20 protein-coding genes are annotated in these 24,638 nt (G+C 70.4%); 6 read left to right on the top strand and 14 right to left on the bottom strand.

Annotated features, from left to right (window positions below):
• The first annotated feature begins 1,055 nt into the window (after nt 1-1,055).
• On the top strand, nt 1,056-1,214 hold the full coding sequence (locus tag AB0C35_RS11400; RefSeq protein WP_358453290.1) for a hypothetical protein: 159 nt from the start codon (nt 1,056-1,058) through the stop codon (nt 1,212-1,214).
• Between the two features lie 86 nt (nt 1,215-1,300).
• On the opposite strand, the gene AB0C35_RS11395 is transcribed toward AB0C35_RS11400, so the two are convergent.
• Nucleotides 1,301-2,242: a D-alanine--D-alanine ligase gene (locus AB0C35_RS11395; RefSeq protein WP_358453287.1), complete on the bottom strand. Its 942-nt coding sequence runs from the start codon at nt 2,240-2,242 to the stop codon at nt 1,301-1,303.
• An 88-nt stretch (nt 2,243-2,330) separates the two neighbouring features.
• On the bottom strand, nt 2,331-3,623 hold the full coding sequence (locus AB0C35_RS11390; RefSeq protein WP_358453284.1) for a PLP-dependent aminotransferase family protein: 1,293 nt from the start codon (nt 3,621-3,623) through the stop codon (nt 2,331-2,333).
• A 310-nt stretch (nt 3,624-3,933) separates the two neighbouring features.
• Between AB0C35_RS11390 and AB0C35_RS11385 the strand changes: the two genes are divergently transcribed.
• Nucleotides 3,934-4,551: a GNAT family N-acetyltransferase gene (locus tag AB0C35_RS11385; RefSeq protein ID WP_358453282.1), complete on the top strand. Its 618-nt coding sequence runs from the start codon at nt 3,934-3,936 to the stop codon at nt 4,549-4,551.
• A 153-nt stretch (nt 4,552-4,704) separates the two neighbouring features.
• On the opposite strand, the gene trxA is transcribed toward AB0C35_RS11385, so the two are convergent.
• Nucleotides 4,705-5,019: a thioredoxin gene (trxA, locus tag AB0C35_RS11380; RefSeq protein ID WP_358453279.1), complete on the bottom strand. Its 315-nt coding sequence runs from the start codon at nt 5,017-5,019 to the stop codon at nt 4,705-4,707.
• Nucleotides 5,020-5,126: 107 nt separating this feature from the next.
• Entirely contained in the window at nt 5,127-6,080 is a 954-nt protein-coding gene (gene trxB, locus AB0C35_RS11375) for a thioredoxin-disulfide reductase (RefSeq protein WP_358453276.1), read from the bottom strand.
• 177 nt (nt 6,081-6,257) lie between these two features.
• Here trxB and AB0C35_RS11370 point away from each other — a divergent pair, with 177 nt between their 5' ends.
• On the top strand, nt 6,258-6,830 hold the full coding sequence (locus tag AB0C35_RS11370; RefSeq protein ID WP_358453273.1) for a dienelactone hydrolase family protein: 573 nt from the start codon (nt 6,258-6,260) through the stop codon (nt 6,828-6,830).
• Between the two features lie 59 nt (nt 6,831-6,889).
• Here AB0C35_RS11370 and AB0C35_RS11365 read toward each other — a convergent pair whose 3' ends face one another.
• From AB0C35_RS11365 to AB0C35_RS11340, 6 genes are all read right to left on the bottom strand, one after another.
• The gene (locus AB0C35_RS11365; RefSeq protein ID WP_358453270.1) at nt 6,890-7,660 is read right to left on the bottom strand and encodes a zf-HC2 domain-containing protein; all 771 of its coding nucleotides are present in this window, start codon (nt 7,658-7,660) and stop codon (nt 6,890-6,892) included.
• Nucleotides 7,657-8,265, bottom strand: coding sequence for an RNA polymerase sigma factor SigM (sigM, locus tag AB0C35_RS11360; RefSeq protein WP_358453267.1), 609 nt, complete (start codon nt 8,263-8,265; stop codon nt 7,657-7,659). Before sigM ends, AB0C35_RS11365 begins: the two co-directional genes overlap by 4 nt.
• 184 nt (nt 8,266-8,449) lie before the next feature.
• Complete coding sequence (locus tag AB0C35_RS11355; RefSeq protein WP_358453264.1) at nt 8,450-10,066, bottom strand: AMP-binding protein; 1,617 nt, start codon at nt 10,064-10,066, stop codon at nt 8,450-8,452.
• A 193-nt stretch (nt 10,067-10,259) separates the two neighbouring features.
• A complete protein-coding gene (gene murJ, locus AB0C35_RS11350; RefSeq protein WP_358453261.1) occupies nt 10,260-12,017 on the bottom strand; it encodes a murein biosynthesis integral membrane protein MurJ in 1,758 nt (585 codons plus the stop codon).
• Nucleotides 11,986-14,436, bottom strand: coding sequence for a DUF6049 family protein (locus AB0C35_RS11345; protein ID WP_358453258.1), 2,451 nt, complete (start codon nt 14,434-14,436; stop codon nt 11,986-11,988). Before AB0C35_RS11345 ends, murJ begins: the two co-directional genes overlap by 32 nt.
• 232 nt (nt 14,437-14,668) lie before the next feature.
• Nucleotides 14,669-15,211, bottom strand: a complete 543-nt coding sequence (locus AB0C35_RS11340; protein WP_358453255.1) for a YbaK/EbsC family protein — start codon at nt 15,209-15,211, stop codon at nt 14,669-14,671.
• Between the two features lie 380 nt (nt 15,212-15,591).
• Here AB0C35_RS11340 and AB0C35_RS11335 point away from each other — a divergent pair, with 380 nt between their 5' ends.
• A complete protein-coding gene (locus tag AB0C35_RS11335; protein WP_358453252.1) occupies nt 15,592-17,055 on the top strand; it encodes a CCA tRNA nucleotidyltransferase in 1,464 nt (487 codons plus the stop codon).
• Complete coding sequence (locus AB0C35_RS11330; protein WP_358453249.1) at nt 17,052-18,365, top strand: adenosylmethionine--8-amino-7-oxononanoate transaminase; 1,314 nt, start codon at nt 17,052-17,054, stop codon at nt 18,363-18,365. The genes AB0C35_RS11335 and AB0C35_RS11330 overlap by 4 nt, the downstream gene beginning before the upstream one ends.
• On the opposite strand, the gene AB0C35_RS11325 is transcribed toward AB0C35_RS11330, so the two are convergent.
• From AB0C35_RS11325 to AB0C35_RS11310, 4 genes are all read right to left on the bottom strand, one after another.
• Nucleotides 18,362-19,672 (bottom strand): MFS transporter, encoded by a 1,311-nt coding sequence (locus AB0C35_RS11325; protein ID WP_358453246.1) that lies wholly within the window; start codon nt 19,670-19,672, stop codon nt 18,362-18,364. The two genes, AB0C35_RS11330 and AB0C35_RS11325, sit on opposite strands and share 4 nt — an antisense overlap.
• Nucleotides 19,673-19,758: 86 nt before the next feature.
• Nucleotides 19,759-21,531 carry an ABC transporter substrate-binding protein gene (locus AB0C35_RS11320; RefSeq protein ID WP_358453243.1) on the bottom strand — a complete coding sequence of 591 codons (1,773 nt, stop codon included), beginning with the start codon at nt 21,529-21,531 and terminating at the stop codon, nt 19,759-19,761.
• A gap of 172 nt (nt 21,532-21,703) precedes the next feature.
• Nucleotides 21,704-22,783: an inositol-3-phosphate synthase gene (locus AB0C35_RS11315; RefSeq protein WP_358453240.1), complete on the bottom strand. Its 1,080-nt coding sequence runs from the start codon at nt 22,781-22,783 to the stop codon at nt 21,704-21,706.
• 63 nt (nt 22,784-22,846) lie between these two features.
• Nucleotides 22,847-23,494 (bottom strand): PadR family transcriptional regulator, encoded by a 648-nt coding sequence (locus AB0C35_RS11310; RefSeq protein WP_358453237.1) that lies wholly within the window; start codon nt 23,492-23,494, stop codon nt 22,847-22,849.
• 166 nt (nt 23,495-23,660) lie between these two features.
• On the opposite strand from AB0C35_RS11310, the gene AB0C35_RS11305 reads away from it, so the two are divergent.
• A complete protein-coding gene (locus AB0C35_RS11305) occupies nt 23,661-24,038 on the top strand; it encodes a DUF5318 family protein (protein WP_358453234.1) in 378 nt (125 codons plus the stop codon).
• The last annotated feature ends 600 nt before the right edge of the window (nt 24,039-24,638 follow it).

Raw genomic sequence — 24,638 nt, 5'->3', positions numbered from 1 at the left:
AGACGTGAGAGGAGTTCTTGTCCCGCGTGCGTGACGCTAGAGGGGAGCGCTCGCCGGCCGGAGCCGACTTGGTTTCACGTGAAACAACTCCCTGACGGCCGGACGCGCTCCAAATTGGCTGCCCTAGGAGAGCGCTGGGGAACGCAAGGTCTCGTGTTCGGGACGTGGAAGGAAGCCGAACTCGCTTGCGCGGTTACCCGCATCCTCCATTGCACCGCGGCCGGACCCATCTACCTTCCACGCCGCGGGCAGGAGGCCCCGCCCTCAACACACTCAACGCGCACGTGATGGGGAGCTGATGGGCCATCGCCGCGACGCGGCGTAGTACCGGCCTCGGCATGGCGGTAGGGCGCTTGGCTGTTCGGTGGCTGGCCCAATTGGGGGCGGAGGGGCGAGGCGCCGGTCGTCATCCTCATGTGGTGGCTGTTCGTGGGCGGCGGTGATAGCGGCGAGAGTACTCAGGACCGCCGGGCCGGTGAGGGTGCCGAATCTCGCGGTTTCACGCGAAACCGAGTCCGGCGGCAGGTCGAGGCGGGCCAGGACGGCCTCGAACGGCCTGCCGAGCCGGTCGAACCCCTCGCGGATCTCGGCGACGGCCAGGCCGAATTCGTCCGGTCCCTGAAGACTCGGTTTCACGTGAAACCGAGCTCGCGGGTCGCCTCGTGGCGACTCGCGCCAGGGCCAGGGGTGAGTGGGCTGTGCGGTGACGGGCGTGCTGTTTCACGTGAAACCGTGGCACGGGCCTGTCTGTGTGAAGGATTTGGGATGGCTTTGGGGCTAGCCGTTCTTTGCCTCGCCGGAGGTGCGGGCAGCGGGGCTCCGCGGTGAGGTCTGCGGCCAGGGGTGGCGCGCTTGGCAGCCAGTGGACGTTCACCGCACGCGCGATGGTCGGGCCCGGACGTCGCTGGCTCGTCGTGGCCGTCGGGGCGGGCCTTCTCGCGTGAGGGTCTTTGTTGGCCGTGAACGCGTCCGCCGAACTTTCCTGGACGGGCTCGCCATCGGCCGGATGAGCAAGGCAGCGCGCCGGCTCGTCCAGCACATCGGCATCGCCGGCAATGCCGTCCGCCGCCTCCGTCGGCGCCAGGGTCGGCGGGTTCCTCGGCTGCGCCGCCATCGCCCTCCAGCCGAAGAAGGTCAACAGGCTGGACGTGGACGGCGCGCTTCGCAGGACGTTGGGGGTGGCTGAGACCGGGGGCGGGCGCGGTGTCGGCTGATGCCGTCTCCCCTTGGATCGGCCGTGACCGGGGGCGGGCGTGGTGTCGGCTGACGCCGTTCCCCTTGGGGCGGTTGTGACCGGGGGTTAGGGAAAGCGGGAGAGAAGGAGGTCTCGGCAGACCTCGCCGAGGTCTAGGCCCGCGCCGCTGACGGCGCGGGGGAAGAGGCTTGTCTCCGTCATGCCGGGGGCGACGTTCACTTCGAGGAAGTGGACCTCGTCGTCGGGGGTGACGATGAGGTCGGTGCGGGAGAGGTCGCGGAGGCCCAGCGCGCGGTGGGCCGTGACGGCGGCGGCGGTGGCGCGGGCGGTCGCGTCGGGGGTGAGGCGGGCCGGGGTGACGAACTCGGTGTCGCCGGCGTCGTAGCGGGCGGTGTAGTCGTAGAGGCCGCCGGGGGCGACGATCTCGACGGCGGGCAGGGCCGTGGGGGTGCCGTCGCGTTCGATGACGCTGACGGCGACCTCGATGCCGGAGATGAACCGTTCGACGAGGGCGGAGTCGCCGTAGGCGAAGCAGCCGACCATGGCGGCGGACAGGTCGGCGGCGTTGTGGACGACGGAGGCGCCGAGCGCCGACCCGCCGCGGGTGGGCTTGACGAAGAGGGGGAGCCCGAGGCTCCGGATGATCTGGTCCAGGACGGAGGCGGCGCCGAGGTCGTGGAAGATCTCCTTGGGGAGCGCGACCGAGGCGGGGGTCTGGAGGCCGGCGCGGCGCACGACGGATTTGGCGGTCGGCTTGTCCCAGGCGACGCGGCAGGCGTCCGGGCGGGCGCCGACGTAGCGCATGCCGAGAAGTTCGAGGACGTCGCGGATGGCGCCGTCCTCGCCCGCGGCACCGTGCAGGACGGGGAACACGGCGTCCGGGGGATCGTCGGTGAGGGAGTCCAGGAGGTTGGCGTCCGCGTCGCGGAGTTCGACGGGGATGTCGAGGGCGCGCAGGGCGTCGGTGACCCGGCGGCCGGAGCGGAGCGAGACCTCCCGCTCGTAGGACAGTCCCCCGGCCAGGACGACGACGTGCCCGAGTTCCATTGATGCTGCCCCTCTAGGTGATGTGACGAATAGCGGCTGTGCCGAAGGCTCAGCGACTCGGGAGGCCGGCGCGTTTCACGTGAAACATTCAGACGACGTCCGGTCCCGGCGCCTGGACGCCGGTGGATCCGCCCGCGACGGCCCCGCCGAACGTGTCGCGGAGCCGGATCTCGTGCTCCACCACCGCCGCGAGCCGGCGGACGCCTTCGCGGATCCGGTGCGGTTCGGGGAAGCAGTAGGAGAGCCGCATGTGCCGATGCCCGGTTCCGTCGGCGTAGAAACCGGTGCCCGGGACGTAGGCGACGCGCTCGGCGATCGCGCGGGGCGCCATCGCCTTGGCGTCGAGCCCCTCGGGGAGCGTCAGCCAGACGAAGAATCCCCCGGCGGGACGGGTCCAGGTGCAGCCGTCCGGCATGAGCTGGTCGAGGGATTCGAGCATCGCGTCGCGGCGGGCCCGGTAGAGCTCGCGGAAGTCCTTGATCTGTTCCCGCCATGGCTGAGTGGCGAGGTACTCGCGGACGGCGAACTGCGAGAAGTTCGACGGGCACAGGATCGCGGACTCGGCGGCCAGGACGAGCTTCGCCCGCACGGCGTGCGGCGCCAGCACCCAGCCGACGCGGAGGCCCGAGGCGATCGTCTTGGAGAACGAGCCGAGGTAGATGACGCGCTCGGCGTCGTCCGCTCGAAGTGCCCGCATCGGCTCGCCCTCGAAGCCGAGGAGTCCGTACGGGTTGTCCTCGATGATCAGAACGTCGTGTTCGGCGCAGATCTCCAGGATCTGGGCGCGGCGGGCGGTGGTGAGGGTGACGCCGGCCGGGTTCTGGAACGTCGGGACGGTGTAGAGGAACTTGACGCGGCGTCCTTCGCGGCGCAGCCGCGACAGGGTCTCGCGGAGCGCGCTGGGGATGAGGCCCGCGTCGTCGAGGGGGACGTGCACGACGTCGGCCTGGTAGGACGCGAACGTGCCGAGCGCACCGACGTAGGAGGGCGCTTCGGCGAGGATGACGTCGCCCGGGTCGACGAAGATCTTGGTGATGAGGTCGAGCGCCTGCTGGGCGCCGACCGTGACGACGACGTCGTCCGCGGACGCCTGGACGCCTTCGAGGGACATCACGTCGCAGATGTGCTCGCGGAGCAGCACGTCGCCCTGCGCGGAGCCGTACTGCAGCGCCTCCGCGCCCTTGCCCCCGATGAGGTCGCCGATCATCCGTCCGACGGCGTCGAGGGGGAGCGCCGAGACGTACGGCATCCCACCCGCGAGCGAGACGACCTCGGGACGGGCGGCCATCGCGAACAGAGCCCGGATCTCCGAGGGCACCATGCCGGCGGCACGGGCGGCGTAGCGATCGGTGTAGGCGTCTGTCCGCGAGTGCTGTTCCACGAGGCACCTCCGAGGTGAACTGGCTTGCCTGCAAACTACGGCATCGGCCGGGGCGATCCGGGCGGAACCCCGGCGTGCCGTCCGGGACGCCGCCGCGCTCGCGCGTCGCCTCGGTCGGCGGAAACCGCCGCGAGATCCATACCGGGCGTGCCGCCCGGGTGGAAACTCCCCTGTCCGATACGATGCCCGAGGATCCCGGAATGTTGCCGGGAACTTCCGCGAACGGCGTTCGCCCGAGAAGCCGACGGCCCGGCCCGGTCACCGGTTTCAGGCCGGGCGGGCGAGGATCGCAACAGGGGGTGCCGACCCGGTGTCGCGTCGTCTCGTCAACATCACGCTGGACAATCTGGGTGATCTGCCGCACCGCTGCCGCGGCTGCGTGTTCTGGGAACTGGACCCGGTGACCCGGGACCGCGCCCTGGAGACCGGCGACGCCGGTCTGGAGAAGGAGGCGTGGATCTCCTCGACGCTCCTCGAATGGGGCAGCTGCGGCAAGATCGTGTACGTCGACAACGTCCCGGCGGGTTTCGTGCTGTACGCGCCGCCGCTGTACGTGCCGCGCTCGGTGGCGTTCCCGACGAGTCCGGTCAGCGCCGACGCGGTGCTGCTGATGACCGCGCACATCCTTCCGGAGTTCGCGGGCGGCGGCCTCGGCCGGATGCTGGTGCAGGGCGTCGCGAAGGACCTCACCCGGCGCGCGGTGAAGGCGATCGAGGCGTTCGGCGACCTGAAGGGCGAGGACGGCGGCTGCATGGTGCCCGCCGATTATCTGCTGTCGGTCGGGTTCAAGACGGTCCGTCCGCACCACCGGTATCCGCGGCTGCGGCTGGAGTTGAAGTCGGCCCTGTCGTGGCGTGAGGACGTCGAGGTGGCCCTGGAACGGCTCCTGGGCTCCATGACACCAGAGGGCGCACTACGGCCCGTCTGAGCTCATCTCAGCGCCCCTGCGCGCGTTCGTTGCAGTGGCCCTTGGCGTCGAGCCCTAGAGGGCCCTTCGTCGGCGGTGGGGCCACTGATGCAGAAGGCCCGACGGCCGGGGGGCAATCGCTCCCAGCGTCGGGCCTCTGTGAGTCCTAGGGGCTCAGATGAAGTCGGCGAGGTCTTTCAGGAGGGCGGCCTTCGGCTTGGCGCCCATGATCTGCTTGACGACCTCGCCGCCCTTGTAGATGTTCATCGTCGGGATTTGCATGATGCCGTACTGCTGCGGCACCTGCGGGTTCTCGTCGATGTTGAGCTTGACGATGTCGATCTTGTCGCCGTGCTCCTTGGAGATCTCCTCCAGGATCGGCGCCACCATCCGGCACGGGCCGCACCACTCGGCCCAGAAGTCGACGAGGACGGGCTTGTCGTTGTCGAGGACCTCGGACGCGAAGTCGGCGTCGGTCACGGCTTTCATGGTTCTCCTTTGTTCTCGCGGCGGGGCGGGCGAGCATCCGCCGCGTGCCTGGCGTTCGTGTGCCGGTGCCGGAGGTGTCCGGCGTGCGTGCGTATGCGGAGGCGGCCTCAGGCCTGCGGCACCGTCTCGGCGGCGTCCTGGTCCTGGAGCCACCGCTCGGCGTCGATGGCGGCCGCGCAGCCGGTGCCGGCGGCGGTGATGGCCTGACGGTAGACGTGGTCGACCACGTCCCCGCAGGCGAACACGCCGGGGACCTTCGTCTTCGTCGTCGGGGCGTCGACGAGCAGGTACCCGTCGGTGTCGGTCTCCAGCTGGCCCGCGAACAGCTCACTGCGCGGGTCGTGGCCGATCGCGATGAACAGCCCGGTGACCTCCAGCGAGGACGTCTCGCCGGTCTGGGTGTCGCGCACGGTCACGCCGGTGACGCGGTCGTCGCCGGCGATCGCGGTGACCTCGCCGTTCCACCGGAACTTGATCTTCTCGTTGGCGAACGCGCGATCCTGCATGATCTTGGACGCGCGCAGCTGGTCGCGGCGGTGGATCACGGTGACGGACCGGGCGAACTTGGTGAGGAAGATCGCCTCTTCCATCGCGGTGTCGCCGCCGCCGACGACGGCGATGTCCTGCTCGCGGAAGAAGAAGCCGTCACAGGTCGCACACCAGGAGACGCCGCGTCCCGACAGGCGCTTCTCGTCCGGCAGCCCGAGCTCCCGGTAGCCGGAGCCGGTTGCGACGATCACGGTCCTGGCGAGGTAGGTCTCGTCGCCGACCGTGACGACCTTCGGGTCGGCGGTGAGGTCGACGGCGGTGACGTCGTCGGTGACGAGCTCGGCGCCGAAACGCTCGGCCTGCTTGCGCAGGTTGTCCATCAGGTCCGGCCCCATGATCCCGTCGGGGAAACCGGGGAAGTTCTCCACATCGGTGGTGTTCATCAGCGCACCACCGGCCGTCACCGAACCCTCGAACACCAGCGGCTTCAGGTCGCCGCGGGCCGCGTAGACGGCGGCCGTATAGCCCGCGGGGCCCGAGCCGATGATGATGACGTTACGGACGTCGCTCACTGTTCTGCGCCTCTCCTCATTGGCCGACTGTGCCGCACGACCCGGCCTGCCAGTCGCGTCAACCGATCCTAGGCCCCGATGATTCCCGCACGCCGTCACCGGCCCCGGCCGCTCACCGACCCGGTGACCAAGGACATCCAGCGCCCACGCCAAGAGCACTGCAATAGGCTCGGGGCCATGGCGTGTGTTCTGCTTCTTCACTCGATGTACGGGCTGCGTCCGGCGGTGCGCCAGGCGGCGGACCGGCTCCGGACGGCGGGGCACGAAGTGCACGTGCCCGACCTTTACGACGGGCGCGTCGTCGACACGCCCGAGGCGGGCATCGAGATCAAGGAGGAGATCGGCCGGGACGAGCTGCTGCGGCGTGCGGTGGCGGCGGCCGCTCCGCTGGTCGGCGACGGCGGTCTCGTCTACGCGGGGTTCTCGCTCGGCGGTTCCCTCGCGCAGAACCTCGCGTTCGCCGACCCCAAGGCGGGCGGGCTGCTGCTGATGCACGGCACGTCCGACATGGCGGACGACGTGTCCACCGACATCCCGGTGCAGTTGCACGTCGCCGACCCCGACACCTACGAGCCCGTCGACTGGCTGAACGCCTGGTATCTGCGGATGCGCAGGGCGGGCGCGGACGTGGAGGTCTTCCGGTACCGGGGCGCCGGGCACCTGTTCACCGACCCGGACCTGCCCGATCACGACGCCGACGCCGCCGAGCGGGCCTGGACGATCGCCCTGGAGTTCCTGGGCTCCCTCTGACGGACGACGGCCGGAAGGCCATGGGCGGAGCGTTCCGCCCATGGCCTCCGAATATATGGTCAGACGTTCTTCAGCGTCTTCAGGACGTGCTGGTCACCGGCCGAGCAGTCCGGCCCGACGACCCACACGTTCCACGTGCCGGACTCGGCGGCGCGTGTCGCGATGACGATGGCCGGGTTTCCTTCGTAGTCGGCCTGGTCGACCAGTGCGGGTGCCTGCCCCTTGGTGACGCCGTAGACGCATCCCCTGAGCTTGGTCCCCGGCGGTTCGCCTGCGCCCTGCTTCCGCCGGCCGTCCAGGAGCTTCTCGACCTGGGCACCCAGCGTCCCGGCCCGGTAGTCGGTGCGGCTGCGATAGACCTTGAACTCCGGCGCCGCCGACGGGGCGGCGACCTTCGGGTCCACACCTTCCAAACCGGTTTGCTTGGGATTGTCCTGTGCGGGGGCCGTGGTCGCGCCGTCGTTGCCGTCCGCCCCGCCCAAGGCGACCGAGCCGACCGCCGCTCCGCCGCCGGCCACGATCACGGCCGCGGCGGCGGCCGACAGTATCCGCCAATGCCGCCTTCCGCGCCGCTGCTCCATGCTCACCACGGTGGCGTTGTTCAGCGACTCCGCCGCGATCGCGGTGTCGATGCGTTCGGCCAGTTCGGCGGGGATGGACGGCGCGGGTGCCTCCGCCAGGATCCGGGACACGTCCGCAAGGTCGGCGGACAGGTCACGGCAGTCGGCGCAGGTGTCGAGGTGCGCGTTGACGGAGGCGGCTTCGTCGTCTTCGAGCAGCCCCTCGGCCAGGTCGGCCAGGACGTCGTAGTCAAGATGTGCGGGGTTCACTTGGGCATGCCACCTCCTTCCATCCCTCCGACGTTTTTGCGTTCCCGTCGGTTCCGGTGATGGACGAGAAGGGGCGCGAGCCGGGCACGTCCCCGCGCGCACCGGCTCTTGATCGTTCCGGGCGGGACCTCCATGACCTGCGCGGCGTCGTCGACGGAGTAGCCCATCATGTCGACGAGGACGAGGGCCGCGCGCTGCTCGAACGGAAGCTGCTCCAGCGCGGTGCGGACGTCGAGGGACACGCCGTGCGCGTCGGTCGGGTCGGGCATCTTCGGCGCGACGGCGTCGAACGTGGCGTCGTCGCCCATCGGCGTCGCCGGACGGACGGACTTGCGCCTGATGCGGTCGAGGCAGGCGTTCACGACGATCCGGTGCAGCCAGGTGGTGACGGCCGCGTCCCCGCGGAACCGTGAGGCGGCGCGGAACGCCGAAAGACAAGCGTCCTGCAGCGCGTCCGCGGCCTCCTCGGGGTCGCCGATGGTCCGCAGCGCTACGGCCCACATGCGGTCGCGGTGGCGGTGCACGAGTTCGGCGAAGGCGTGCGGGTCCCCCTGGGCATGGCGGGCGAGGAGCTCCTTGTCGGGCACCTCGTCAACACGACGCATGCTCACCGACGTCATGAGCGACCGCTTTCTCGTTCGGGACGCCCGGTCGGTGCCGGGCGTCCGCGACCGGCTGCTGGGGAAGGCACCACAGATTCCTGGGGGCGAGGGGACATTCGTGCTCACAGGCACGATACAGACATGCGCCACTCCGCGTCACAGGTCATGACCACGGCGGGGAGTGAGTTCAGCCCGCGGAACCGTAGACGGTGATCTCGCCCAGCTTGCCCTTGTGGGGCGAGGGAAGCTGGGTGAACCAGACGAGCACGTACTGGCCGGTGGCCCGGGGGTTCGCGGCGAAGGTCACCTCGCCGCCGTTGGCGGGCTGCCGGCCGATGGCCTTCAGGCTGCCCGGTGACCGCGAGGTACCGACCTTGACCTGCAGGATCCCGCCGCTGGACGGCGAGTGGATCTTGACGTTGGCGATGTTGACGGGCTGACCCATGTCGAGCATGACGCCGAGGCCCTTGGAGTACCGGCCGAAGTTCGGGTCGGCGTAGCTCTGGGTCTCCCACTTGCCGTCGGGCCGTCCGTCGATGAGCGTGTTGACGCCCTGGCCGATCGAGGTGTCCTGATGGTTGGGGCGCGAGTCCTGGGCGGCGGCGATGCTCTGCACGTCCAGCTTCGCCATGGACGGCTCCGGCTGCGTGCTCTGCTGGCCGTTGTCGGTGACGCCGCCGTCCGGTGAGCCGTCGCCCGCGATGCCGGACACCGCCCACACGCCGAGGCCGACGATGACGGTGAGCGCGGCCGCGGCGACGCCGATGAGCGCGCGGTTGCCGTGCCGGCGGTCGGCGCCGTGCGCGCCGTGGCCGCGCGCCGACGCGGTGCGGGTGGACGACGACCCCGGCGGCGGGTAGTCGCCGCGCTGCTGCCGAACCCGCGGCGGCGGGACGTGCGAGGGCGCCGGGTCGTGCGCGGGCGGCCGATGCGGTTGCGTCGACGCCGACGTCGACGCCGTGGCGGGACGGCGTGGCCCGGTCGGCCGCGGGGACGGCGGCTGGCTGTGACCGAGCCCGGCGAACAGCGGCAGCGGGGTCCGCGGGACGCTGCGCAGCGCCCTGGCGAGGTCGGCGGGGGACGCGAGCGGTTCGGCGTGCTGAGCCGGCGGGCCGATGCCGAGGCAGCGGCAGACGATCGCGTCGACGGCGTGCGAGATCCCGGCCTGGACCTGGCGGGGCGCGTAGGGGACCCCGTCGACGGCGGGCGCGGCGGGCAGGCCGGATCCGTCCTCGTCGCCGGGCCAGTGCGCGGTGAGCGCCGCGTACAGCATCCGGCCGAGGCCGCGGACGTCCTCGGCCGCCGGGTCGTCGGTGTGCCGGTCGGCGAGCACGGCGTCGGTCGCGACGCCGAGCAGCTTGACGGTGCCGCCGGTCGTCCAGACGAGGTCGCGGGGCGTCAGGCACAGGTGCGACAGCCCGGCGGAGTGCGCGGCGGCGATGGCCTCGGACGCCTCGTACAGCAGGGTCGCGGCGCGGCCCGGCTCCAGCGGCGCCTTGGTGAGCATGCCCTCCAGGTTCTCGCCGACGACCCATTCGCTGACGACGTAGGCGCTCTCGCCGCTGTCGTCGGCGTCGAACACCTGGGTGAGCCGCGGGTCGGTCAGCCGGCTGGCGGCGCGGGCCGAGGTGACGACCTCGTGGATCCGCGGGAACTCCGGGTCGAAGGTGCGGACGGCGACGGCCCGCGCAAGGATCTCGTCGATGGCCTTCCAGAGGCAGGAGCCGCCAGAGTCGGTGATGCGCTCTTCGAGCCGGTAGCGGCCGGCGAGACGTGTGCCGGGCTCAATGACGGACGTGCTCACGGCAGCGTCCTGGAAAGGTGGTCAGATCCCATGTTAGTGGCGTGGCAGCTTACGCCTCCGACCCTCCTCTTTGCGTTCCCCAGGGTGTCGCCCCGCAAGCCGTGGTCCCCCACATGGTAGTGGCTACTCGCACAAGTGGCCCGCCTTATCGCCGCGCGTCCTTTTTTGCTTTGCCCGGCTTTCCGGTCGCGGCTCAGCGTCCGGGGAGCTTGCGGGCGAACGTGGAGATCGCCATCTGGACCTCGTCCACCCGCATCAGCTTGGCGAACAGCAGGTACAGCAGGCCGCCGCCGGTGGAGCCGACGACCAGTGTGACCAGTGCCGGGAGCGTCGCGGTGGTGTCGCCGAGGGCGTCGGCGACCCTCTGCGCGGCGTAGGCGAACCCGACCAGCGGCCAGATGGCGACGAGGAGCTTCAGGTGTCCGCCGACGATGCGCCGTCCGTCGATGCCGCCGAGCTTGCGGCGCAGCACCAGCCAGCACGTGAGGCCGCCGGCCACGTTGGCGAGCGCGAACCCGCCGGCGATGCCGACCACGATCCACTTGACGCCGAGGACGCTGTAGGCGGTGAACGCCATGATGATGTTGGCGGTGACGGTCACCATGCCGATCAGCGCGGGCGTCTTGGTGTCGCCGTGGGCGTAGAAGACCCGCAGCATCAGCTGGTAGGTGGAGAACGGCACGAGCGCGATCGCGAACATCTGCATCACCCGCGCGATGACCAGGGCGTCATCGGGCGAGGTGTTGCCGTGCGCGAACAGCACCGTGGTGATCTCCGGGCCGAGCACCAGCATCAGCGCCGCCGCCGGCATGATGATCACCGAGGAGAGCCGCAGCCCGGTGGAGAACGCGGCGCGCACGTCGGCGGTCTTGCCCTCGGCGGCGAACCGGCTCATCCGCGGCAGCAGCGCGGTGATCACCGAGACCCCGACGATGGCGTAGGGCAGCTGGAAGAGCTGGTAGGCGTTGAAGTACGGCGTGTAGCCGTAGCCCTCGCCGATGCCCTCGTCCACGGCGAGGTTCCCCGCGCTGTTCGACAGGGCGGTCACCACGGCGAGCGCGGCCTGGGTGGCCATGACGTACACCAGCGTCCACCCGGCCATGCGCCCGACCTCGCCGAGCTCGCCGCGCTGGAAGTCCAGGCGGGGCCGCCACCGGAACCCGGCGCGGCGCAGGGACGGCCACAGCGCGATCGTCTGCAGCACGATCCCGCCGGTGGTGCCGATGGACAGCAGCAGCATCTGCCGGTCGGAGATGCCGGACGGGTCGACCGCTCCGGACGTGATCGCCAGGAACGCGCCGCCGACCCCGATCACCACGAGGTTGTTCAGGACCGGCGCCCACATCGGCGCGCCGAAACTGCCGCGCGTGTTGAGGATGGCCCCCGCGAACGCCCCGATGCCGTAGAAGAACAGCTGCGGAAGGAAGAACCGCGCGAACATGACCGCGACGGCCCGCTGGTCGCCGGTGTAACTGCCCGCCAGGACGTCGATGAACAGCGGAGCGCACAGCACCGCGACGCCGGTCAGGACGCCGAGGCCGATCACCGCGAGGGTGAAGACCCGCTGTTCGTACCGTTCGCCGTAGGCGCGGTCGCGTTCTTTGGCCCGCACCAGCAGCGGGACGATGACGCTGACGAGGATGCCGCCGAGCAGCAGGTCGTAGATCTGGTTGGGGATCGTGTTGGCGGTGTTGTAGGCGTTGGCGAGCATGCCGGTGCCGAGCGCGGCGACGATGACCGCCGTCCGCAGGAACCCGGTGACACGGGACGCGAGCGTGCCGACCGCCATGATCGCGCCGGACCGCAGGATGCCGCCGCCCGAATCCCTGCGGCCCGCGCCCCCTTCGCGGGGGCTCTCGCCCGGAAGCGTGTCGACGACCGTTTCACCCGCGGGCGGCTGCCCGCTCGGGATGGGAACGTCAATCGCCGTCTCGGCCGCGACGTTCCCCATTGCCGGCGGCGTGTTTCCCGCGCCCGGCGGAGCTCCCGTCGGCGGCGGGCTCGGATATCCCGTCCCCGGGTTCTGCGGCGCCGGATACCCCTGGGGCGGCGGTCCCTGGGGCTGGGGCCCCTGTGGCGGCGGGCCCTGGGGATATCCCTGTCCCTGGGGGCCGCCCGGTGCCGGGTAGCCCTGGCCCGGGTGCCCCTGGTGCCCCGGGGAATTCGGCGGAGGCGGATACCCCGGGCCCTGCGAACGCGGTGCCGGGGAACCCGTTCCCCTGTTCTGCGGTCCCTGCTGGTCCCGTTCCGGTCGGTCCGTCACCGGCTGCCTCCGAATTCCGGCGGCGCCTTGCTCTGATGGCCCGCACTCCGACGCCCACGAAGAGTACGGCAAGTCCGCCGCCCGTGATGAGCAAGGCGATGCGCCCGTACCCGGTGGTGACGACGGTGATGGTCTCGCCGCCGCCGAACGTCCGGCCGCCGGAGCCGGGGATCATCAGTTCCAGCTGCACGCGGAAGTTGCCGTTGCCCGCGGCCTGCGCCGGGATCCACCGCTGCGCCCGCTCCCCGGGCCGCAGCTCGATGACCGCCTCCTCGGGGTCCAGCTGCCCGAGCTGCAGCTTCGCGGTGTTCTCCGACGTCGCGACGAGCCGGACCTTCACCGACTGGTTGCTCAGCGTGTTCTCCACGAGCACCGGCAGCTTGCCCGAGCTGCCGCCCATCAGTACCCGTTTGTTCTTCGTGGTGACGATGCGGACCTGGTTCATGTCCGCTTCGAGCTGGTCCGCGAGTTCGTTGCGGGCCCGCTTGGCGTGGCCGTGCGACAACCGCCACGCCACCGACTCCAGACGCAGCAGGGCGCGCTCGTAGGAAATGTTGACCTGGCCCGTCATCACGGACTGGAACGTCGCGGCCCGGCGGGCGATGGCCCGCACCTGCTCCAGGTGCGCGTCACCGAGCTCGTACCGCTCGTAGGCGTCGGGGTAGCCGTTGAACACCCTCGGCTGGGGCTCGGCCGACTCGATCTTGCTCAGCGGCAGCTCGCGCAGCCAGTCCGCGTCCGCGGAGTAGTCCAGCAGGTTCTCGGCGAGGCCGGGCGCCGGGTCCCAGTACCGGTCGGGGGCGACGACCACGGTGCGCTGCAGGTTCGGCGCCTCCGCCGCGATCATCGCCGTCTCGGCGAGGAAACGCTGCTCGGTCATCAGCGCCCCTGCGGCGGAGCCCGAACCCTCGCTGACGATCTGGTTGAGCTTGGCGTCGTACAGCAGGGCGTTCTTCTTGCCCACCCGGGTCTGGATCGTCGTGGTGGCGTTCGGCAGCGAACCCGGCGGCGGGTTCTGGAACTGCGAACTGCTCATCAGGAACGTTCCGCCGTCCTTCAGCTCGTGCTTGGCGAGCTGTTCGAGCGTCCCGGGCCCCGCCGCGCCGTACGGCGGCCACGCGACATGCGCGTTCGCCGCCCGGCCGAGGACCTTCGTCGCGACACCGGTGTTCCGGTCGTCGAACGCGACACCGATGTCGCGGGGCGTCTTGTGGCGGACGAGCGCGACGACGTCGGGGTCGCCGTACGGGACGGCGAAGTAGGGGTCGTCCTTGACGGCCTCCTTCAACGACGCCAGCCATGTCGCCGCGACCTTGCTCTTCTCCTTCCGCGTCCCCTTCTTCGCGCCGAACGGGTTCACGGTGTACTCACCGGACGCCATCCGCTGCGCGTCGTCCAGCAGAGCCGGGTCGATCCCCCACGTGACCGGCGTGCCGGTCGCGGCGGCCGCCTCGACCAGCGAGCCGAGCCGCCCGCCGGGCGCCATGTCCTCGGTGAGCCGGTCGTCGAAGAACGTCCGGTCGTTCGTGCGGTGCATCCGGTCGATCAGCGGCCACACCCAGCTGATCGCCACCGGCTTGAACCGCGGCTTCTCCGGCATGTACGTCACGAACGTGGTCAGGCCGCCGACCACCTGCTGCGCCGAGTTCAGCACCTCGACGCCCACCGGGTAGACGCCCGGCGTGACTCCGGGGGCGCGCAGCTGCAGCGCCTTGGTGCTGGTCTTGAACGTCCAGTTCTGCTTCGCGCCGGGCGCCGCGATGTTCGCGAGCCGCTGCTGCGGGCCGATGTTGGGCATCAGCTGCGGCCGGCCGGACGCGTACTGGTCGAGCTGGCTGCGGCTGACGACCGGCTGCGCGCTGTAACGCAGCCTCATCGTGAGGCCGTCCAAGCGCTGGTCCGACCGGTTCTTCGCCACACCCGAGATCTGGATCTTCGAGTTCGCGTTCACGGTCTTGGGGCCGACCTTCGTCAGCGCGATCCCCACCTGGGCCCGCTTCTCAACGCGTGCGTCCGCCGCGGCCGGCGGAACCAGGACCGGTGGCGCCGCCCACGCGATGCAGGGCAGCAGAGCGGCCAGCGCGACCGCACGTTTGATCCTTCTCACGCCGAATCCGCGCAGGGCGCGCCGCCCGACACCGCACCGACTACGAAAGCCGCAACGGCAACGGACCTGGCCGCCTCCGGACGGCGGGCATGGATATCCCGCACCACACTCGGGAGTTTATGGCATCGGAGTCTTGCTTGCGGCGGCCCTCGGCGTCAGGCCCTGGCCCCGGGCGTCCCTGGTGCTCTTCTGGCCGGGTCGGGGCGGCTTGGACGGTCAGCGGACCGGGTGGTCAGGGGACCGGGTGGCGTGGGGCGTGGGTGGTGGGAGTCGCGGTGGACGGGGTGGAGAGGTCCGCCGGCTTCGCGTGGGAGAGGGCGTAGAGGGTTCGGCGTCTGATGCCCAAGGCGGTGGACGCTTCGCCGGTCGCCGTGTAGACGACGTCGTCGGCCGGGAGGGTGTCGATGACGCGCTGGTCGATGAGCAGGGGCATGTCGTCCGGCAGGAGGAGGGGGCAGACGAGGCCCGCCGCGTATTCGGTGACGGCGTTGACGACGTCGGCGTGGGCCGGCTGGACGGTCTCGGCTCCGACGGTGAGCCGTACCGCCTCCATGGACGGGCGCTCACCCGCCGGGGCGATCACTCCGGCGAGGAACCGGCGGCCCCGGTAGACGCCGTCGCAGGAGTAGACGCGCGTCACCAGGCATCGTTCGGGGGGAAGGCCGAGTGCTCGGGGGAGTTCGTCCGCATCCGCGAGCGCGATGGGCAGCCGGACGATCTCGTGCACGGCCTCCCATTCGAGCAGCGCGCGGTGGATGGTCAGAGCGTCCTTCATGATCGTCTCCATCCCGCGGGGGTCGCCCCGCTCACCCCCGTGCCTGTTGTCCCTGTGTCCCCCTGCATCACACTCTGCGAGGGATATCCCCACATACCCGAGACGTCCGGTTTAACCCCCGCCATACGTCACGTAAAACCCTGACGATGCGCCTCTGCCGCACATGCGGCGGGCCGTGGCCCTTCCGTGTCCCGCTACCGTTGTCGTGCGGGAGGCTCACCGGCGGTCGCGCTGGCGTCATCGGGGTGTCCAGAACGTAACCCGGGGATCGCGCCATGTGAAGGGCCCCGTCCTTCTTCGGCCCCGCAAGGACTCCGGCGCGGACCCCGCCGATCATCGGAAAGTCCTTTGTCAGCCCGTCTATCAAGGAAATACGCTCGATGGCCGTGCCCAACCACAACGTGACCCCCGAGCCGCGGCGCACCGCGATCGCCGAACTGCTGCGCCGGATCGCGCCCGTCGCCGACGATCTCGGAGCCCGATTCGCGGCGGCCGGTCACGAGCTGGCGCTGGTCGGAGGTCCGGTCCGGGACGCGCTGCTGCGCCGTCCGACCAAGGACGTCGACCTCACCACCGACGCGCCGCCCCAGCGCACCCTGGAGATCATCCGCGGCTGGGCGGACGCGCACTGGACGATCGGCATCGAGTTCGGCACGGTCGGCCTCCGCAAGGACGGCGTCGAGCTGGAGATCACCACCTACCGCAGCGAGTCCTACGACCCGAAGTCGCGCAAGCCCGACGTCTCGTACGGGACGTCCCTGGTCGAGGACCTGCGGCGCCGCGACTTCGCCGTGAACGCCATGGCGGCGCGGCTGCCCGGGCACGAGTTCGTCGACCCGTTCGGCGGGCTCACCGACCTGCGCGACAAGGTGCTGCGGACGCCCGGCAAGCCCGAGGACTCGTTCGGCGACGACCCGCTGCGGATGATGCGCGCCGCCCGGTTCACCTCGCAGCTCGGCTTCACGGTCGCACCGGACGTCGTCCGCGCCATGACGGACATGTCCGGCCGCATCGAGATCGTCTCGGCGGAGCGGGTACGGGACGAGCTGTCCAAGCTGGTCTGCGGGGAGTACCCGAGGCAGGGGCTCGCGCTGCTCGTGGAGACGGGCCTCGCCGCGCAGGTCCTGCCCGAGCTGCCGAAGCTGCGGCTGGAGATCGACGAGCACCACCGGCACAAGGACGTCTACGAGCACTCGCTGATCGTCCTGGAGCAGGCCATCGCGCAAGAGAAGGAGGGGCCCGACCTCGTCCTGCGGCTCGCCGCCCTCCTGCACGACATCGGCAAGCCGCGCACGCGCCGGTTCGAGCCGGGCGGACGCGTATCGTTCCACCACCACGAGGTCGTCGGCGCGAAGATGACGCGCAAGCGGCTGGTCGCGCTGCGCTACCCCAAGGACGTCATCGCCGACGTCTCGCGGCTGGTGGAGCTGCACCTGCGGTTCCACGGCTACGGCACCGGCGAGTGGACCGACTCGGCCGTCCGCCGGTACGTCCGCGACGCCGGCCCGCTGCTCTCCCGCCTGCACAAGCTGACCCGGGCCGACTGCACCACGCGCAACAAGCGCAAGGCCGACCGGCTGCGCCGCACCTATGACGACCTGGAGACGCGCATCGAGCGGCTGGCGCAGGAGGAGGAGCTGGCCGCGATGCGCCCCGAGATCGACGGCAACGAGATCCAGGACATCCTCGGCATCACGCCCGGCCCGCTCGTCGGCAGGGCCTACCGGTTCCTGCTCGACCTCCGGCTCGACCGCGGCATCATCGGCAAGGAGGCCGCGGCGGACGAGCTGCGCCGCTGGGCCGCCGCCGAAGGCATCCTCCCCACGGAGGGGCGCGGCGAATGATCCCGCTTCAGCTCGGGCGGATGAGCCCCCGCGAGGCCGAACGGATGCTGGAGTTCGACCGGGAGCACATCTGGCATCCGTACGCGCCGATGCCAGCGCCGGCGCCGGCCCTTCCCGTCGTGTCGGCCGACGGCGTCCGGCTGACGCTGGCGGACGGCACCGAGCTCATCGACGGGATGTCGTCGTGGTGGGCGGCCGTGCACGGCTACAACCACCCGAAGCTGAACGCGGCCGTCACCGGCCAGCTCGGCAAGATGGCGCACGTGATGTTCGGCGGGCTCACCCACCCGCCCGCCGTCCGGCTCGCCGAGCGGCTCGTCGACATCACCCCGGAGCCGCTGACGAAGGTGTTCTTCGCCGACTCCGGGTCCGTCGCGGTCGAGGTCGCGATCAAGATGGCGCTGCAGTACTGGCGGTCGCAGGGGCGGCCCGAACGGCAGCGGCTGCTCACCGTCCGCGGCGGCTACCACGGCGACACGTTCGGGGACATGGCCGTCTGCGACCCGGTGAACGGCATGCACCACCTGTTCGGCGACGTCCTCGCCGGGCACGTGTTCGCGCCGCCGCCCCCGCTCGGCTACTCCGTGGAACCCGACCAGGCGTACCTGGACGAGCTGTCCCGGCTGGCCGCCGAGCACGCGGGCGAGCTGGCCGGGATCATCGTGGAGCCGGTCGTCCAGGGGGCGGGAGGCATGCGCTTCTACGCCCCCGAGTACCTGCGCGCCCTCCGCGACATCGCCGACGAGCACGGCTTGCTCCTCGTCCTGGACGAGATCGCGACCGGGTTCGGCCGGACGGGTGAGCTGTGGGGCTGCGACCACGCCGAGATCACCCCGGACATCATGTGCCTCGGCAAGGCCCTGACCGGCGGCTACCTGAGCATGGCCGCCACCATGTGCACCGACCGCGTCGCCCACGGCATCACATCCGGCGAAGCGGGCGTCCTCATGCACGGCCCCACCTACATGGCCAACCCCCTGGCCGCCGCCGTCGCCTCCGCGTCCATCGACCTCCTGCTGTCGCGAGACTGGCGGGACGAAGTGGACACCATCGAGGCGATCCTCACCAGCGAACTGCACGACGCGGCGGACTTCCCCGGCGTCGCCGACGTCCGTGTCCTCGGCGCGATCGGCGTGGTCGAGGCGCGGGAGCCGGTCGACGTCCCGTCCGTCCAGGAGATCGCCATGGCGCACGGCGTCTGGCTCCGCCCGTTCGGCAAGCTGATCTACACGATGCCGCCCTACGTCTGCACGGACGACGAGGTTCTGCACATCGCCGCCGCCCTCCACGCCATCGCCGAGTCCCTCTAGCGGAGGGCGTGGGCGGGTCTGCGGGCGGCGGCCGACCGGTAGACGACCGCGCCCCCGGCGTACGCGGCGATGACCATGAGCAGGGTGAGGTCGGCGCGTCCGTCGGCCGGCAGCCATGTCGCCGCGGCCGCTGCGGCCGCCGCGAACATCGCGTTGAACAGCATGTCGTAGACGGCGAACACCCGGCCCCGGTAGGCGTCGTCGATCGACTCCTGCAAGGTCGTGTCGACGCACAGCTTCACGCCCTGCGACACGACGCCCAGCGCGAACGCCGCGGCCGCCCAGGGACGTTCGGTGAACGGCATCCCCAGCACGAGCAGGCTCAACGCCGCCCCGGCCAGCAGCCACGCCGTCCACGCCTGCTTGCTGATCCGCCGCACCACCGCCGGCGTGATCAGCGCCGCGGCGAAGTAGCCGGCGCCGGACACGCCGAGCATCACCGCGAACGTCTGCAGGCCTTGGTCGGGATCGTCCGCGAAGTGGTTCCGGCACAGCAGCAGCGTCATGATCAGGACGATGCCGTACAGGAACCGGTGGAACGAGATGGCGCCGAGCGCCAGCGCCGCATGCGGCCGCCGCGCGATGTGCCGCGCCCCGTCGGCCAGGCCGTCCAGGACGGTGCGGAGCGCCTCGACCAGCCGCGGGGCGTCCGCCTTCGCGAGCCCCGCCACGGCGTCCTCGGACGGGTGCGGCCCCAGCAGCCCCTTCGGCAGCGACGTCGCGATCGTGCCCGCCAGCAGGAACAGCGCCGCCGCCACCACGAGGATCAGGGCCGTCCCGCCATGCCCGGCGCCGAACAGCAGCCGCAGCAGGTAGCCGATCCCGCCGCCGACGAACGCGATGACGGTCCCGGACGTGACCGAGAACGCGTTCGCCGTGACCAGCTGATCGCGTCGGACCACGAGGGGAAGCGCCGCCGACAGCGCCGCGAGAAAGAACCGGTTGACGCCGAGCACGACGAGCACGCCGAGGAAGAAGCCCGCCCCGTCCTGCCCGGCCGCGACCAGCCCCGTGACAAGGAGCACCAGTACGGCCCGCAGCACCGGGGTCCACACCAGGATCTGCCGCCGGCGCCACCTGTCGATGAACACCCCGGCGAACGGTCCGAGCACCGAATACGGCAGCAACGTCACCGCGAACGCGGCGGCGGCCTTGCCCGCGGTCGTCTGCCGCTCGGGTGAGAAGAACACGTAGCCGGCCAACGCCACCTGGAACACGCCGTCGGTCAACTGTGAGGCCAGCCGCGTCGCATAGAGCCGCCGAAAATCCCGCCCACGCAAGATCTCCCGCAACTCACCCGCCCGCATCAGATCACCATATGTGCTCCCTTGCCCAAAAGAGCCCCTTCCGCCCCCGCCACCCCCTCAGCCGACACCCCAGCCATCCGCCGAGCTCAGGACTGCAAATAAACGCGCGTGTAGTCGTAGCCGGCGGTGGTGGGGAGGAAGTAGGCGTTGTGGACGCGGGACGAGTGGAAGATCGTGTGGGCGCGGTCGAGCAGGGGGATGATCGCCGCGTCCTGCATGATCTTCTGGTCGGCCTGCTGCCAGTAGCCGGCGGCGCGGGACGGGTCGGTGGCGGTGAGGGCCGCGTCGATGAGGGCGTTGACCTCGGGGTTGTCGTAGCCGCCGTAGTTGGTGGAGTTCTGCCCGTAGCTGCGGCCGTCGAACAGCGGCTGGATGAGCGAGCGGCCGTTGTTGCCGTACCAGTCGGGTGTCCAGCCGGGGGCGGCGATGTCCCATTTGCCTTCGCGGGCGTTCGCGGGCGTGGAGATCGTGCCGGAGTAGAAGGAGCCGCCCGAGTCGGCGCTGAGTTCGGTCTTCACGCCGCAGGCGTCGAGGTTCTCGGCGATGGACTGGGCGATGAGCTTGTGGACGCTGTTGGTCCGGTAGGGGAACTTCAGCGTGAGGCCGGTGTGACCGGCCTTGCCGAGAAGCTCGCGGCATTTGGCGGGGTCGCCGGACTCGTTGGGCGTCGGATAGTGGTTCGCGGGCGCGTAGCCGGAGTTGCCGGGCGGGATGACCGTGTGCAGCGGCTTGGCCACCGACGGGCCGCCGACGATCTTGATGAGGGCGCTGCGGTCCACGGCGTACTCCAGCGCCTGCCGGACCTCCCGGTCGCCCAGTGCGCCGCCGTTGTTCGGGCTGAGCGTGTTGAACACCAGGTACGGGCTGTTGCTGGGGGTGTCCCTGATGGCGAACCGGGGGTCGTCCCGCAGGCGGGGGATCGCGGACGTCGGGACGGGCTGGTCCCAGGCGAGGTCGGCGACGCCCTGCTCGATCTGCTGCTGCACGGTCTCCGGCGAGTCCTGCCCGAGCGTGATCTGGATCTTCTCCACATGCCGTTCGCGGAGGGGGTCGCCGTTCTGCCGCCATGCCGGGTTATGGGTGAGCAGGTACGACATGCCCGGACGGTACTTGCTGATCCGGTACGGGCCGTTCGAGATCGTGTTCTGCCTGAACTCCGCCGAATCCGGAATGTACTGGTCGTACTCCTTCGGTGCGGCGGCCGTGTACGGCAGGGAGAGCAGATGGAGGAAGTCGCTCGCGGGCTCCTCCAGTTCGAAGACGAGCGTGCGGTCGTCCTTCGCGCGGACGCCCTCGATCTCGTGGTCGCGCTGGTAGGCGGCCATCGCCGCGGCGTTCTTGGCGTCCACCGAGCCGTAACCCGTGCAGAACTCCTCCATGCCCTTGATCGTGGAGATGAAGTACCCCTTGCCGGCGGACGGCGACGCCGGGTTGCACAGCCGCTCGAAGCCGCGGACGAAATCGTGCGCGGTCACCGGACGCGGCGGGTCGGTGTCCCACTGGACGCCGTCGCGCAGCCGCACCGTGTAGGTGCGCCGGTTCTTGCCGATGTCGCCGTTCTCCCGGGTGGGGATCCGCGTGGCCACGTCGGGCCGGACGGGGATCGTCTCCTGGAAGTCGTTGGACGCCCGGGTCCCGAACAGCGTCCGCGCGAACGTGCGGGCGAGTCCGTACGCGCCGACGCTGGCCACGGAGGCGGGGTCGAGGTGCTCGACGTCGGACGAGCCGACGATCTTCAGCGTGCCGCCGTCGCGGGCGGTGCCCGCCGCAGAGGCGTCGTCACCTCCCCCGGCGCATCCCGTAAGCCCGAGCACCAGCCCCGTCAGCCCCACCGTCACCTTGATCATCTCGCGTGCCATCAGGTTCTCACCTCGAAGACTCGGAACGTGGCCGCAGTCACCGGCGGTGTCACAGTAGGGCCGAAGCGTGACGAGGGGCCGGTACATCACCGTTTTCTCACAAACGTAAGGACGCCCTGTCAGTGGAGTGTCCACTGACAGGGCGTTCCGGGGAGATTCTGTGATCAGGCTCTCAGCGGTCGAGGTCGCCGCGGATGAAGCCCTCCACGGCCTCGTGCGCCTGGTCGTCGCTGTACTGCTCGGGCGGCGACTTCATGAAGTAGGAGGACGCCGACAGGATCGGGCCGCCGATGCCGCGGTCCTTGGCGATCTTCGCGGCGCGGACCGCGTCGATGATGACGCCGGCGGAGTTCGGGGAGTCCCAGACCTCCAGCTTGTACTCCAGGTTGAGGGGCGTGTCGCCGAACGACTTGCCCTCCAGCCGGACGTAGGCCCACTTGCGGTCGTCCAGCCACGGCACGTGGTCGGACGGGCCGATGTGCACGTCGGCCTTCGCCATCTCGTGCGGGATCTGCGAGGTCACCGACTGCGTCTTGGAGATCTTCTTGGACTGGAGGCGCTTGCGCTCCAGCATGTTCATGAAGTCCATGTTGCCGCCGAAGTTGAGCTGGTAGGTACGCAGCAGCTCGACACCGCGGTCCTCGAACAGCCGGGCCATCACGCGGTGCGTGATGGTCGCGCCGACCTGCGACTTGATGTCGTCGCCGACGATCGGGACGCCGGCGTCGGTGAACTTCTGGGCCCACTCGGGGTCGCTGGCGATGAACACCGGCAGCGCGTTCACAAAGGCGACTTTGGCATCGATCGCGCACTGGGCGTAATAGCGGTCGGCGTCCTCCGACCCCACCGGCAGGTACGACACCAGGACGTCCACCTCGGCGTCCTTCAGCGCCTGCACCACGTCGACCGGCTTCGCGTCCGACTCCTCGACCATGTCCAGGTAGTACTCGCCAAGGCCGTCGTAAGTCGGGCCGCGCTGGACGGTCACGCCCGTCGGCGGGACCTCGGCGAACTTGATCGTGTTGTTCTCGCTGGCGTGGATGGCCTCGGACAGGTCCATCCCGACCTTCTTGGCATCCACGTCGAATGCCGCGACGAACTCGACGTCACCGACGTGGTACTCGCCGAACTGGACGTGCATCAGGCCGGGGACTCGCGTCTCGGGGGCCGCGTCCTTGTAGAACTCGACACCCTGGACGAGCGAAGAGGCGCAGTTGCCCACACCAACGATGGCTACGCGCACCGAACCCATCCTGTTGCTCCTTCTCTCTTGTGGAACATGTGGTGTTTCTTCACCCGACCCCGGTGCCGCCGCTCAGCGGTCGTTCTCCCGAGGCATGTCCTGTGTGGTTTCTGAAGACCTGGTTTGCTGTTCCTGCTTGGCTTGCTGTTCCTGCTCGGCCTGCTCGGCCCGCTCGCGGCCGATGAGCTCGTTGAGCCATCTGACCTCGCGTTCGACGGACTCCAGCCCGTGGTTCTGCAGCTCCAGGGTGTAGGAGTCGACCCTTTCGCGAGTGCGCGCCAGGGCCGCGCGGAAACCCTCCAGGCGTTCCTCCAGCCGGCTGCGCCGGCCTTCGAGGATCCGCAGCCGGACGTCGGCGCGGGTGTGCGAGAAGAAGGCGAAGTGCACGCCGAACCCCTCGTCCTCCCACGACGCCGGACCGGCCTCGGTCAGCAGTTCCTGGAGGCGCTCCTTGCCATCGGCGGTGAGCTTGTAAACGATCTTCGACCGGCGACTCTGCAACGCCAGCGCCGTGTTCGGTTCCTCCGGCCGGTCCTCCATGATCAGCCCGTTGGCCAAGAGCTGTTTGAGGCACGGATAGAGGGAGCCGTAGGAGAACGCGCGGAACATGCCGAGCAGGGCGTTGAGTCGCTTGCGCAGCTCGTAGCCATGCATCGGGGACTCGTGCAACAGGCCGAGCACGGCGAGCTCCAGCACGCCCGCGCCCTTCCTGGCCGCCATCCGGTCACTCCTCAGCAGAGCCGATGTCTCGATTCGATGTATCGAGCCAATGTATCGACTCGATACATCGACACGATACGTAGACCGGACCCTTCCTGGCAAGTGGCGATCTGTCCCGGCGGCCGGGCGCGGCCTACCCTGCCGGTATGCGGTGCCGGAGCCGACGATGAGACCGAGGCTGGTCGTCGACTACGGCCTGGCGAAGCGGGCGGCGCTCGCGGAGCTGAGGTCCGGGGCGCTGACCAGGGACGACGCCTGCGACGCCCACCCCTACCTGCTGCGTGCCGCCAAGTACCACGGGGAGCCGGCCGGTAAGCCGTGTCCCGTCTGCCGGCATGAACCCCTGACCCACGTCACCTACGTATACGGGGATGAGCTGGGCCGCTACGCGGGACGCGTGAAGGCCACCGCCGACCTGGCAGAGATGGACCGCGAATACGGCGAATTCAGGGTGTATGTGGTGGAAGTATGTCAAAGTTGCGCTTGGAACCACCTGGCGATGTCGTACGTCCTCGGCCACGGGGAGCAGGGCCCCGAGCGGTAGCCGAACAAGGAGGATCCGCCGACCGCAACGTCCGGCGGGGGCGTTGACCAGCCAGGCCGTAACTTCGCCGTGCGCATGCTCCCCCCGCTCACCAGCCCGCACAGTACTCTTCGGACGGCACACGAGTCGTGGCAACGCTGGGGAGCGATCCCCGGCCCTCGGCAACAACCAGCTGTCCCCTGTTGATGAGGTCGCGTGAGTAATCCAAGCCAGCCCCGACCGGAACCCGGGTCGCAGAGGCCGGGCGGGCAGCAGGTCCCCCGCCCCGGCGACTCCGACGACCCCGGCCATCCGGGAGTCCACCGCGAGTCCCCCGCGGGCTTCCCCGGCGTGCCGGACGACTCCGGCGCGCAGGGGGCACCGGCCGGACCATCGGACAACTTCCAGAGCCCGGGCTTCATGGGCGGCCACTCCGTCCCCGGCGGGCCGGGAGCCCCGGGCCCGCTGAGCGGCCCGGGCTCCGACCCCGGCGCCCCGCCGACGGCCCCCGGCCCCGCCATCCCCGCGGACTCCGGCTTCCCCGGCGTCCCGGGCGGCTCCCGCCCGCCCACCGGTCCGAACCAGCCGGGCGGCGGACACGCCGGCCCCGCAATGCCCGGC

Origin of the sequence: Spirillospora sp. NPDC048819, from assembly GCF_040650055.1 — a bacterium.
Classification (GTDB): Bacteria; Actinomycetota; Actinomycetes; order Streptosporangiales; family Streptosporangiaceae; genus Spirillospora.
Note: the sequence above shows the minus strand (reverse complement) of the source record. Positions and strands in the feature narration are given on the sequence as shown.